The organism is Myroides sp. NP-2 (assembly GCF_014145665.1).
Classification (GTDB): Bacteria; Bacteroidota; Bacteroidia; order Flavobacteriales; family Flavobacteriaceae; genus Flavobacterium.
Window position 1 is genome coordinate 36744 of the sequence record NZ_JACHTD010000001.1, and the last position, 12701, is coordinate 49444.

General features: G+C 39.3%; 11 protein-coding genes. 1 reads left to right on the forward strand and 10 read right to left on the reverse strand.

Annotation, left to right across the window (positions count from 1 at the left end):
• Window positions 1-67: 67 nt before the first annotated feature.
• The 7 genes from H4K35_RS00175 to H4K35_RS00205 form a co-directional block, all read right to left on the reverse strand.
• Window positions 68-541: a Dps family protein gene (locus H4K35_RS00175; protein ID WP_182625377.1), complete on the reverse strand. Its 474-nt coding sequence runs from the start codon at window positions 539-541 to the stop codon at window positions 68-70.
• Window positions 542-866: 325 nt separating this feature from the next.
• Entirely contained in the window at window positions 867-1334 is a 468-nt protein-coding gene (locus H4K35_RS00180; RefSeq protein ID WP_182625378.1) for a hypothetical protein, read from the reverse strand.
• A 78-nt stretch (window positions 1335-1412) separates the two neighbouring features.
• The gene (gene mtgA, locus H4K35_RS00185; protein ID WP_182625379.1) at window positions 1413-2117 is read right to left on the reverse strand and encodes a monofunctional biosynthetic peptidoglycan transglycosylase; all 705 of its coding nucleotides are present in this window, start codon (window positions 2115-2117) and stop codon (window positions 1413-1415) included.
• Window positions 2118-2237: 120 nt separating this feature from the next.
• Window positions 2238-2957 (reverse strand): 3-ketoacyl-ACP reductase, encoded by a 720-nt coding sequence (locus H4K35_RS00190; RefSeq protein ID WP_182625380.1) that lies wholly within the window; start codon window positions 2955-2957, stop codon window positions 2238-2240.
• 27 nt (window positions 2958-2984) lie between these two features.
• Window positions 2985-3755 carry a DUF3050 domain-containing protein gene (locus H4K35_RS00195; RefSeq protein ID WP_182625381.1) on the reverse strand — a complete coding sequence of 257 codons (771 nt, stop codon included), beginning with the start codon at window positions 3753-3755 and terminating at the stop codon, window positions 2985-2987.
• Window positions 3756-3845: 90 nt separating this feature from the next.
• Complete coding sequence (locus H4K35_RS00200; protein WP_182625382.1) at window positions 3846-5024, reverse strand: acyl-CoA dehydrogenase family protein; 1179 nt, start codon at window positions 5022-5024, stop codon at window positions 3846-3848.
• A gap of 316 nt (window positions 5025-5340) precedes the next feature.
• Window positions 5341-6168, reverse strand: a complete 828-nt coding sequence (locus H4K35_RS00205; protein ID WP_182625383.1) for a DUF4349 domain-containing protein — start codon at window positions 6166-6168, stop codon at window positions 5341-5343.
• Window positions 6169-6367: 199 nt separating this feature from the next.
• Between H4K35_RS00205 and H4K35_RS00210 the strand changes: the two genes are divergently transcribed.
• Window positions 6368-7483, forward strand: coding sequence for a TlpA disulfide reductase family protein (locus H4K35_RS00210; protein ID WP_182625384.1), 1116 nt, complete (start codon window positions 6368-6370; stop codon window positions 7481-7483).
• Between the two features lie 260 nt (window positions 7484-7743).
• On the opposite strand, the gene thrA is transcribed toward H4K35_RS00210, so the two are convergent.
• The 3 genes from thrA to H4K35_RS00220 are packed head-to-tail and all read right to left on the reverse strand — an operon-like array spanning window position 7744 to window position 12435.
• The gene (gene thrA / locus H4K35_RS00215) at window positions 7744-10146 is read right to left on the reverse strand and encodes a bifunctional aspartate kinase/homoserine dehydrogenase I (protein WP_255492320.1); all 2403 of its coding nucleotides are present in this window, start codon (window positions 10144-10146) and stop codon (window positions 7744-7746) included.
• A 12-nt stretch (window positions 10147-10158) separates the two neighbouring features.
• Window positions 10159-11118: an alpha/beta fold hydrolase gene (locus tag H4K35_RS15695; RefSeq protein ID WP_255492321.1), complete on the reverse strand. Its 960-nt coding sequence runs from the start codon at window positions 11116-11118 to the stop codon at window positions 10159-10161.
• A 39-nt stretch (window positions 11119-11157) separates the two neighbouring features.
• Window positions 11158-12435 (reverse strand): O-acetylhomoserine aminocarboxypropyltransferase/cysteine synthase family protein, encoded by a 1278-nt coding sequence (locus tag H4K35_RS00220; RefSeq protein WP_182625385.1) that lies wholly within the window; start codon window positions 12433-12435, stop codon window positions 11158-11160.
• Between the last annotated feature and the right edge of the window lie 266 nt (window positions 12436-12701).

Here is a 12701-nt window from a genome sequence, read left to right on the forward strand (position 1 = left end):
CCGTAAAAGTAACAAAAAAGGTTTGCCTTTTAAAGACAAACCTCTATAATAAATAAGCAATAGGATATTACTTAATATGTGCGCGTAACATCCAAGCTGCTTCTTCGTGTTTTTCTAACAAACTCGTCAAGAAATCAGCAGTCCCTTTGTCATTCATTTCATCAATCGGGTCAATGTTTTCTCTTAGGAAAATAATAATAGCCTCGTGATCTTTGCATAAGTCTTTAATCCAAGACGCACTGTCATTTGCTTCGTTATCTCTGGATTCAGTTAATTGAGTTAATGCAAGGTATTCTTTTAAGCTACTTGGTGCATAATGACCTAGATGGCGAATTCGCTCTGCAATGTCATCTACATCTACAATCGTGGCTTCATATTGGGATTGAAAAAATAAGTGCATGGAATGAAAATCAATGCCCTCTACGTTATAATGCGCTTTTCTCGTTTTGGTGTACAGTACATATTCATCTGCCAACAATCGAGCGAGTACATCCGTTACTTTTTGTCTTACTTCGTCTTTTAGACCAATATTTGTTTTCATAGTATTTGATTTTTAGTTGTTTACAAATTACGAAAAAAATAAGAAAGAACCATGTGTTTGAGTGGTAAATAAAAGATAAAATAGTTGTTTTTTGATAAAATACAGAAAAACCTTTGATGTCTATAAAAAGAAGGGGCTGTCCAATAAGCATAAGAAGATAGAGGTAAAACGATAAAGCAATAGTGAATCATTCTACTTCCTACTGTATACGTTGTGTCTTCTTCTTGACTGCTTTTGGTCAATTGAAAGAATTTTTAATCAAAGGGAAAAGTCCCACTTTAACAAAACAAAAGAGGGTGACCTTTTGGGACACCCTCACTATTATTTATTTTTTCAATTTATCAGCGGCATTTTCCAACCCTTTTTGAGTTTCTTTAGCCGCTTCTTTTACATTTTCTTTTGCTTGTTCTGCCTTTTCTTTGGCGTCTTCTTTTAATTCATTGGCTTTGTCTTTTGCCTCATCTAACGATTTTTCAGCGTCTTTTTTCAATTCATCCGCTTTGTTCTCTAGGTGATTGACTGCTTCATCCGTTTTTTGTTTGGTTGCCTCCCAAGCCTTTTGAGCCTCATCTAGTGTTTTCTTCGCTGCTTCTTCTGCCGCTTTGTCTCCACTCTTAACTGCTTCATCTAGGGCTTGTTTCGCTTGTTCAAATTTAAGCTCCGCTTCTGATTTCGCTTCCGTTAATTCGGTTGCTGGAATAGTATCTCCCTCGGTAGGCGCAGTTTTGTTGTCTTTACATGATGTAGCGAAAAGTAATCCACCTAACGCTAATGTTAATACAATTTTTTTCATAACAAATAAATTTAAGTTTGACTACAAGTTAGTAAAAATCTAGTTTAGATGAAAATAAATAAAGAAAAATGTATTATTTTATTTCTTTTTACTCTTTTCTTTCTTTAAATCAAGTGGACCATAGCCTTTGATGTATTTAGAGATTGTTTGTTTTCTCCTGCTGACATAAGGACCAGATTGTACGGGATTGTAGCGTCTTGGACTAGGGAGGATAACAGCTAATCCGGCAGCTTCCTGAACGGAGAGTTTAGCAGCACTTTTCTTATACCAGTGTTGAGCCGCAGCTTCTGCACCATAGACGCCATTCCCCATTTCAATGCTGTTGAGGTAGACTTCTAAAATGCGTTCTTTGGACCATAAAAGCTCAATAAGCACCGTAAAGTAAGCCTCAAATCCCTTGCGAATATAGCTGCGCCCTGGCCATAAAAATACGTTTTTAGCCGTTTGCTGAGAGATGGTACTTCCTCCCTTAATGCGCTTGCCCTTTTCGTTGTTTTTCATTGCCTTTTCAATCGCTTTAAAATCAAAACCATTATGCGATAAGAAGTGACCGTCTTCACTGACAATAACCGCCTTTTGCAAATTCGGACTGATTTGTTCGATCGGAACCCAATCGTGTTTTAAAGTAAAGGATTGACCATCCTTTTTTTGCTCATATAGCCGTATGAACATCAAGGGAGTATAGGGAATTGGAACAAATCGGAAGAAAATAACAGATAAAATGCTTAGTGCAAAGAACCACAACACAAGCTTTAAGATAAAGCGTAAAAGTTTGCGAACCATAGATTTATACGATATAAAAACGGGTACAAATGTACTAACATATTGGTAAATGCAATTCACAAGACGAAAAAAAAATAAGCAAAAAAAGCTACCTTTTCTCGGTAGCTTTTTTTGCTTATTTTATACGGGATTTGTTGTCCAAAGTGAAGCTGTCTTTAGCATCGCTCTACGCGGTAGTTTCAACGTTGCAACAAGTAGTTCCGCAAAATCTTCCGGTTGTAAAATGTGATCGGGATTGCCGTCTGTTAAGCCTAGTTCAATCGACATATCTGACGCAATGGTACTCGGTGTTAACGTACATACGCGAATGTTGTTTTTTCGCACTTCTTTCATCAGGGATTCAGATAACCCAATTACTGCAAATTTAGAAGCCGAATAAGCCGAAGTCGTCGGGTTTCCATTTAATCCAGCAGTTGAGGCAACATTGAAAATATCACCTTCATTTTTCTCAATTAAATGTGGAAGTACCTCTCGTGTAACATTGTACACCCCCATAACATTGGTTAATAAGATCTCTTCCCAACGCGATGCAGGCATGTCAGTAAATTTTCCAAATTCAGAGATACCAGCGTTGTTTACTAAAATATCAATACCGCCTAAAAAAGCAATGACCTTAGCAATTTCGCGTTGAACAGCTTCTTTGTCTACCACATCAAATACGGCATAGGTCGCTCTAATACCTAACGCAGTCAATTCTTCGACTGTCTGTTTTAAGCGCTCCTCGTTTCTTCCCGTGATAGCCACGTTAATTCCTTCTTTGGCAAAAGCAAGTGCAGTCGCCTTTCCTAATCCGCGCCCACCGCCTGTGATAATTGCATTTTTTCCTTTTAATGTACTCATAGCCTTGTTTTTTATTTATAAAGTGAATTAATTTGATTCAATGTTGCGTTCAATGGCATTCCACAAACCATATCTTTTTTCAAGTGCGGCTTTGGAAACGCGAATAACGTCTTGCCATTTCTGTTCGTCTGTTCCACAGAGTTCTGTGATCATCTGCATAGCCATGGGCCCGTGTTCATCCCCGTCCAATTCAATGTGTCGCTCAAAGTAATAAATTAATTTTGACAAATCTGTTTCGGGAAAGTTAAGTTGGAACCCTTTTAAGATTTCAGTAAACATATCGGGAATTAAATCTTCCCGACCGAAGGTAAAGGCAGCGGCGATTTCATGTGGTTTTCCTTGGGCAATTACGTCAAAGGAAAACGCGAGAAACGCTTTAATATCTGGATCAACTGCTAAGGAGGCAATCGCTTGTTCGATGGTGTGCCCGTTTTGCAATTCCACTAAGAAGTCCTTCATGGTTTGCGTATTCGCCTGAGCGTCTTCCATTGCGTCAAAATACATCTCAAAATGACTCAAACGCTGTCCATCCAGAGTAAGATCCGACTCTTCAGCTAAGACAATTTCGTTGATTAAATACCTGGTTTGCGGATAGGGCGATGCAAACCAAGGCGTAGTAGTACAAGTGAGCTTTTGCTGTAGCGCTTTGAGTAAGGACATAAAATCCCACACGGCATATACATGGCCTTCCATGAATTTTTGCAAATGTGCAATGGACGTTATTTTTTGATATAAAGGATGCTGTAATAAAGCGTTGCGTTCGGGAGTAATCAATTGATTAACGGATAGTATATTCATGGTGTTATAAGAATTTATACAAAAGTAAAAAAGCTTCTCGGTTAGGAGAAGCTCTTTATATAAAGTTTATCTATTTTAGTATAAGCTAGATTACTTGAATGCAGGGAAACCTGTCACATCCATACCTGTAATTAACAAGTGGATATCGTGAGTTCCTTCATATGTTACAACTGACTCTAGGTTCATCATGTGACGCATAATAGAGTATTCACCTGTGATTCCCATTCCTCCTAACATTTGACGTGCATCACGAGCAATTTCTAATGCCATAGCCACGTTGTTGCGTTTGGCCATAGAAATTTGAGCTGAAGTTGCTCTTCCTTCATTTCTCAAAACACCTAAACGCCAAGTTAACATTTGCGCTTTCGTGATTTCTGTGATCATTTCAGCTAATTTCTTTTGCTGTAATTGTGTTGCTCCAATTGGCTTGTCAAACTGAATGCGCTCTTTTGAATAACGCAAAGCAGTATCATAACAGTCCATAGCTGCTCCAATAGCTCCCCAAGCAATTCCGTAACGCGCAGAATCTAAACATCCTAGAGGTGCTCCTAATCCTGATTTGTTTGGCAATAAGTTTTCTTTTGGAACTTTTACATTATCAAAAATAAGCTCTCCTGTTGCTGAAGCTCTTAAAGACCATTTGTTGTGTGTTTCTGGTGTAGTGAATCCTTCCATCCCTCTTTCCACGATTAATCCATGGATTCTACCTTCTTCGTTTTTCGCCCAAACTACTGCTATATCAGCAAATGGTGCATTCGAAATCCACATTTTCGCTCCATTCAATAGGTAGTGATCCCCCATATCTTTGAAGTTTGTGATCATCCCTCCAGGGTTAGAACCATGATCTGGCTCAGTTAAACCAAAACAACCAATCATTTCTCCTGTTGCTAATTTTGGTAAGTATTTATTGCGTTGTTCTTCGTTTCCGTATTTCCAAATTGGATACATCACTAAAGACGACTGAACAGATGATGTTGAACGTACGCCTGAATCTCCTCTTTCAATCTCTTGCATGATTAAACCATATGAAATCTGATCTAATCCTGCTCCTCCATATTCCGTTGGAATATAAGGACCAAATCCTCCAATTTCAGCTAATCCACTGATAATTTGTTTCGGGAATTCCGCTTTTTGAGCGTATTCTTCAATAATTGGAGATACCTCTCTTTTTACCCATGCTCTCGCAGCATCACGAATTAATTTGTGCTCTTCTGTAAGTAAATCATCTAAAAGATAGTAATCCGGTGCCTGAAATAAATCTGGTTTCATAATATTCTTAAGTTTATCAGTTGTGACGACAAAAATAAGTAATATTTATAGATGTGCAATTTTTGGGTGTGAAAGTATAGCTAAATTGCTGTTATTTTACTAGAGAATGGAAATTACCCTAGTTTAATTGTTTCGAAGTTAAAAAGCTGAAATTAGCGATAAACTGTCGCGAACGCAATGACTTGATTCCAATGAAACGAGTATGTCCTTGGAAACTAAATCTTGTCCTTCATAAACCCATAGAAACAATTAATCCTTAAAAAAAAAATGAGCCGATAAATGTTATAATCGGCTCATTTTTTTGTAATCTACTGATTTATAGTGATTCGTTTGTCTTTCTTTTTTTGCGTTTGATTCTCCTTCTAATCAAGAAGAATACGCCTATACTAATTAGGATAAATGGCCAAATGTAAAATAGTCCCAAGGTGAAAGCAACCAAATTATCCCATCCTTCTTTAAAAGCGCTAGTAAATTCAGAACCTGAGGAGGTTGTTGAAGGCTGTGTTTCGTAAAATACGACAGTCAGTGTACTAAAGGCAATGCTACTTTTTAAATAATTCAATCGACCTTCATAAGATTCGATATCCGAACGCAGAGTTTCGATTTCTTTCTCAATCGCTAGGATTTCTTCAATCTTAGATGCTTTACTCAAGAGTGCTTTATAGCGACTTTCCAACTCTTTTTTTGTTTGTATACGCGATTCTACATCAATAAATTCTTCCGTAACATCGAGGGCTTTGATGTCTTGTTGTTCTATGTTTTTAGCTGTTGTAGCAATGTCGGCCAGTAGGCTTTCAAAATGGGCTGCTGGAATGCGTAAGGTCAGGGTATAAACAGAGCGATTTCCGTAGGATTCTGCATTGTCTTGAGATACATAGCCTTGGTATTTCGCAACAGCAGTAGTAAGCTGTTGACGGGTATCTTTTGCATTCGCGGTTTCAAAGCGAATACTTCCCTCTTTAATGATTTTGCGCTGTGTCGTTTGTTGTTGACTTTCGAGGTTTTTAGCAGGAGTGGAGTTGACATCAGCAGACTCCAAACTCATTGCTGTATCAGCGGTCGAATGTTCATAGCTTTGGTTGCAAGCCGCCACCGTTATAAGGAGAAACCCTCCTAATACAATACTTAGTACTCTTTTTTTCATTGCTTTTTTTTTGTGCTCTAAGAGCATTCCTAGTGGATGGCTACCTATAGCGTTTACAGAGATTAAAAGTATTAAAAAAGGGGGAAAATCTGCTCGTCTTTTTGTTGTACATCCGTTTTTTTGCCCGAAAAAAAATAAATGGCATATAGATGAAAAAAGAGTACATTGCACAACAACCAATGAAATGCAGCAGTAAATCATGAAAAAAGCAACAATTTTATTTCTAACATTCGCCTTATCTACACTGAGTCTAGCACAAGAAAAATTGCGTATTAAAGGAAAATTAAATGGGTTAGCAGAAGGAGCCTCGTTGATCCTGATCAGTGGAGAGCAACAAGTAGAAATTCCTAAAAAGGGAGAAGAATTTGAAGTCGAAGTACAGCTGTCTGAGGCACCAGCACCAGTTTATTTGGTAGTAAAAGAGGGACAAGGAGTTAGAAACACGCGTTTTTTTCTAGGAAATGAAACGGTTGTTATTGAGGGATCTATGGATAATTTCTCTCAAGATATTCGCGCGATGAATTCAGAAAATGACCGATTGCGCTATGAAAATTATCAAGCAAGTAAGGCCTTGCGTCTAGAAGTTGATAGCCTACAAAAAGAGGCGATGGACCTTTGGAAGCAAGGAAAAACAGATAGCATACAGTACATTTATTACAATCAGGTTGAACCTCTTGGAAAGGTGACAAAAACCCTAAAGCAAGTCGATCTAGTAGACTATTCTTTCATAGCAGACCATATCAACACAGCATATGGACGTTCCATGTTACTTTATGTAAAGGATAGGTTTACAAAAGAAGAATTGCAACATTTGTTGCGTTTGGTAGCTCCCGAGTATAAAGATAAAAAAGAAGTTCAATACCTTGACGCTTTGGTGAATGCTAAAAAATTGGAAATAGGCGATTCTTTTTACGATTTTACTGCATTAGATCAAAAAGGAGATAAGGTGCAATTTAGTCAATTCTTTACAGGAAAGCCTGTAATAGTAGAGTTTTCAACCATGCAATGTGAAGCATGTCAGGAAGCTGCGCCTCATATGGCAAGCTTGGCTGAGCAGATCCAAAGTAAAGTTACTTATGTAACCTACTATCTCGACAATCAGACTGAAGCTATGAAAATGTATTATGCGTTAAAGGGGAATAAAGGTACAATGCTTTGGAATAAAGAAGGGCGATTAAATCTTATGAACGCCAAGTACAAAGTTGAAGGAACGCCTACATATATCTTCTTTAACGCTCAAGGAAAAGTAGTACATATCCAAGTGGGAAATGATTTTGCTCTAATGCTGCAAAAAATTAAAGATTTGGTGCGATAGTCAGAAATCGATTGATTAGTTCCTATAACAAGACATAGGATTATTATTTTTAATATGATGACGTCTAGCAGTAGTGCACCCTAGTGCGCTACTGTTTTTTTATAAAAAATTGAGCGGATTGTCAAAGGACAAAAAGAGAGTAGTTTGTGGCTACTCTCTTTTAACGAAATTTAGAATAAAACAACAACCAAGAAAAGAAGTGAACAAGCTTCTTTCCGCGGTTAACTATAATTGAACTATAGTATCAGTAGATGTTAGGGTTACTTATCGGCCAAACGCAGAATATCGCCGAATACCCCCCTGGCTGTGACAGCTGCACCTGCACCTGCACCTTGTATAATGATTGGGTTCTCACCATAGCTTTCCGTATAGATTTCAAAAAAGCTATCAGACCCTTGGAGTTGACCCAAAGGAGATTGATGAGGTATCGCAACTAATTTAGTTTCCAAAATGCCTTTGTCTTGCTGTAAATCACCCGATAGTTCACCCACATAACGCAAAACGGTATGCGGTTGCAGTTCTTTTTTAAGGGCTTCAAAAGGCGCATCCAAAGCAGTGAGTGAAGCAATAAAAGCTGCTGTATCTATGGTTTGTAAGGCTGGTGGTACAAGATTTTGAATCTGAATTTCTTCAAATTCATTGTGTAAATCTAGCTCACGAGCGAGTATTAAAAGCTTTCGACCTACGTCGTTGCCCGAGAGGTCTTCCCTTGGATCAGGTTCTGTAAATCCTTTGCTAATAGCCTCTTCCAATACTGTACTAAAAGGCTTGTCCTGTACAGAATATGTGTTGAAGATATAACTTAAGCTACCCGAAAATACCCCCTTTATTTTGGTGATATTCTCACCAGATAAATGCAGCAACTTAATGGTGTCAATTAAGGGTAATCCTGCGCCGACATTCGTTTCATATAAATATTCTTTATGGTTGTTCTGAAGCGCTTTACGGAGTTTCTGATAGTAAGCATACGAAATGGTATTGGCAATTTTGTTTGAGGATATTAAATCAAACCCACCCTCCACAAGGGGAATATAATTGTCAACAAAATGTTTTGATGCGGTGTTGTCTATTGCAATGAGATTCTCCAAGTGATGCTGTTGTGCAAAGGCAATTACGTCTTGAATATTATAAGGTATACCTTGTGTTTCTACTGCTTCACGCCAATTTGAAGGGAGTTTATTCTCTGTTAAATATATTTTTTTGGAATTTCCGATGGCAAATAGGTGAAGTTCGATATTTTTCTTCTCGCCAATAGCTGTTGCTGACGCCAGTATTTGGTCAATTAACGTACCGCCTACTAATCCATGACCGAATATCGCCAAGTTGATTTTTTTGGCCATCCCAAAGATCTGCCCGTGAATGACGTTCACTGCTTTTTTTGCTTCTTCTTTGCGCACAACGACACTGACGTTTTTTCCCGTGAGTGTATTGTGAAAGAGAATAGGCGTTATTTTATTTTTTACTAGAGAAGCATATGGCTTGTCGAAGGTACTGAGGTCTTGTCCGATGATGGATATAATCGCAATATCGGGTATGTATGTAATCTGATCGACATCTTTGGTATAAAAATCAGGCTGAAATTCTTTTTTTAAGACCTCCACAGCTTGTTGCGCATTTTTTGCTTCCACGGTAAAGCCCAATCCGCGTTCAGAAGAGCCTTGAGCGATGACCCCAATGCTGATGCCAACAGCAGCCAATGCAGTAAATATGCGAGCGTCAACCCCGACAATACCTAATAATCCACGCCCTTCGAGCTGAATGAGCGCCACATCAGATTGTACGGATAGGGATTTAATCCCTTTTGTACTTGGAGTAGATGAAATCAACGTTCCTTTACTCTTGGGATTTAGTGTATTTAAGATTCGCAAGGGGATATCGCTTTCAACTAAGGGCAAAATGGTTTTTGCATGCAAGATAGAAGCGCCAAAATGCGCGAGTTCATTAGCTTCCTCATAATGGAGTTCATCTATTTTTTGCGCGTTTTTCACCCAGTCAGGATTGGCAGTATAAATACCGTCAACGTGAGTGTAGTTCTGCAATTCTGACGCTCCAGTATAATTGGCGAGTAAAGCAGCAGAATAATTACTGCCATTTCTACCTAAAGTGGTTGTTTCCCCTCTTTCATTTGCCCCAATAAAACCCGTCACCACAGCAAGAACAGTTGGATCTAAACTTTTAAAGAACAAGGTTGTTTTGGCTTTGGAAATTTCTTCTTTTACTTGAGCCTGACCGAAAGAAGAATCGGTAACAAAAAAATGACGGCTGTCAATGGCAACTGCAGGAAGGCCTTGCTGTGTTAAGTGATGGGTGAGTACTTTACTCGATATGAGTTCACCTTGTGCTAGCACGCTATCTTTGATCTTTAAACTGTAGTCTTCCAAAAGAGAAACCCCCTCATACACCTTCTGTAACAAGGTAAATTCCTCCTCTAAATCAACGCCTGCGTGATAAGGTCTCTCCTGAAATGCAAGGAAAGGAGCGAGGTAATCTTCTTGATTTTTGGCTAGGTCTAAGAGGGATTCAAGGGTGTCTGTCGTATCGCCAATGGCAGAAACCACCACGGCAATTTTTCCTTGAGTTGCTTTGTCTTTTACAATGGATATGACCTTGTCGAATCCTTGCCCTGATGCAAGTGATTTTCCTCCAAACTTTACTATTTTCATGGTTGTGTTGATTTATAATAGATTTTTTATTAGACGGTTTAGTTGCTCATACTCCAGAAGAAAGGCATCGTGACCGTGAATAGATTGTATTTCTTTATAGGTGATATCTACACCGTATTTCGTTAATTTTTCAACTGTTTGCTGTTGCTCTTGTTGGGTAAACATATAATCTGAATCAATGGCAATTACCGTGATTTGAGCTGATGTTTGAGTGGCAAATATGCGGAGTTTATCTTCTGTCAACTCTTTTCCAATGGTTTTCAATAAATGGTTCATCAGTTGATAGGCCAAGAGTTGAAAGCGATTTTTGAGGGTTTCACCATGATAGTTAAGCCAGCATTCGACGGCGTACTGTTCTTGTTCCATATGCCTGTTGAATTTTTGAATCATTGACGCCGGGGTGCGATACAACAGCATCGCATGTTTTCGCGCATCTTCTAAAGGATGACTCGAGTGGGCGAGAATGCTTTCTTGTACGTGTACTTGACCAATTAACCAATCCGAAGCTTGTATATTAGTGGCAATTGGAATTAAGTGGGTGATAGCCTTTGGACGTTGTATGGCCATTTCCCAAGCAATGCTTCCACCCAAACTTCCGCCAATAACAGCATACAATTGTTTGATTTGCAGTGCATCCAATCCTTTCCAAAACAAGTCAGCGATGACTGCTGTAGTGAATACCCGATAATTTGACAGTAAATGAGCTGTAGATCCTTCGTATCCATTGCCAGGGATATTAAAGGCTATAACCGTATAGCGGTGTAAATCAATTACTTTTCCTGGACCAATGAGCTGTTTCCACCATCCGCTATCCCCCGTTACCGTACTATTTCCTGTCAAGGCGTGATTTACTACTACGACAGGTGCTCGATGCAAGGGTTGACCGAACACTTCATAACTCAGCCGTAAGGTTTGTCGTGTTTGGTCGGGTAATCTGCAATCGTATAAGGTGATATAGTTCAAGTGGTTCATAAGGCAAGCTCTTTCGGTTGTACACCGATCAAAAGGAGATTAGGTTAATAATTCAAATACGCGGGCTAAATCTTGTTTTAAATCTTCAAGGGATTCAATTCCTACAGATAGTCGCACCAAATCAGATGTAACACCCGTAGCTTTCTGCTCTTCTACTGTCAGTTGTTGATGTGTTGTTGACGCAGGGTGGATCACCAGGGATTTCGTATCGCCAATATTGGCAACTAAGGAAAATAGTTTCGTTTCATTGGCTACCTTCTTAGCCGCTTCAAACCCTTGCTTTAAGCCAAAAGTAATGACACCACTCTGCCCTTGGGGGAGGTATTTTTTAGCCAAGGTGTGATACGGGCTAGAGGCTAATCCAGGGTAGTTTACCCAAGCCACTGCTTCTTGGTTTTCTAGCCATTGCGCTAACCCCAACGCATTTTCACTGTGTTTCTGTAGTCGAATCGGCAACGTTTCTAGCCCTTGTATGATTTGAAAAGCGTTGAATGGGCTTAAAGCAGCCCCTAAGTCGCGCAATCCTTCCAGGCGTATTTTACCAATAAAGGCTGCCTTACCCAAGGCTTCATGGTATATTAACCCGTGATAACCCGGGGCAGGTTCTGTAAATTCTGGGAATTTGCCACTGCTCCAGTCAAATGTTCCCGCGTCTATAATCGCACCTCCCAATGCGGTACCATTACCTGAAATGTATTTGGTCAAGGAGTGAATAACAATATCAGCACCGTGCTCAATGGGGCGTAGAAGAGCAGGCGATGGAACAGTATTGTCCACGATAAAAGGAATCTGATGTGTTTTCGCAAGCTGGGAAACGCCGGCTAAATCAATAATATCTAGTTTGGGATTTCCTAAGCTCTCTACAAAAATGGCTTTGGTGTTTTGCTGAATGTTCTTGCTGAAGTTCTCGAGAGATGACGGGTCTACAAAAGTGGTATGAATGCCTAAACGAGGCAGTGTCACATTGAGGAGATTGTAAGTGCCTCCATACAAACTGTTGGAAGCCACAAGGTGATCTCCCGCTTTTAATAGGGTTAATAGCGCAGTACTTATAGCAGATGCTCCCGAAGCGGTTACTACAGCGCCAATACCGCCTTCTAAGGTTGCAAGGCGTTGTTCTAAGATATCGTTGGTCGGATTGTTTAATCGCGTATAGATATAGGCAGGAATGGACAGATTGAATGCACCTGCTGCGTGTTCGGCATTGTCAAAAACATAAGAGGTTGTTTGGTAAATGGGAACCGCTCTCGAACCTGAGGTTTGTGTCACTTGATGCCCCGCGTGTACCGCTTGGGTTGAAAATTTTAAATTGCTCATAACATTGGTTTTAGAAGTTTAGAAAAAGACAAAAAAAAAGCCCCACCGAATGACCGGTGAGACTACAACTAATTTATCTACTTATATCAGATCAATTCATTGACTTCCGGCCATAACAAGGAGTGAACATCATTGTGTTCATTGTCATGTACATCATCATTGAATTAAAATTGGAAATCATGGTTCTATTTATTTATCCGTAGCAGGCAAGAAGATAGTGGAATAGATTAGCTATCTTTTTGACTGCTTTGTTGTAGAGCAAATTT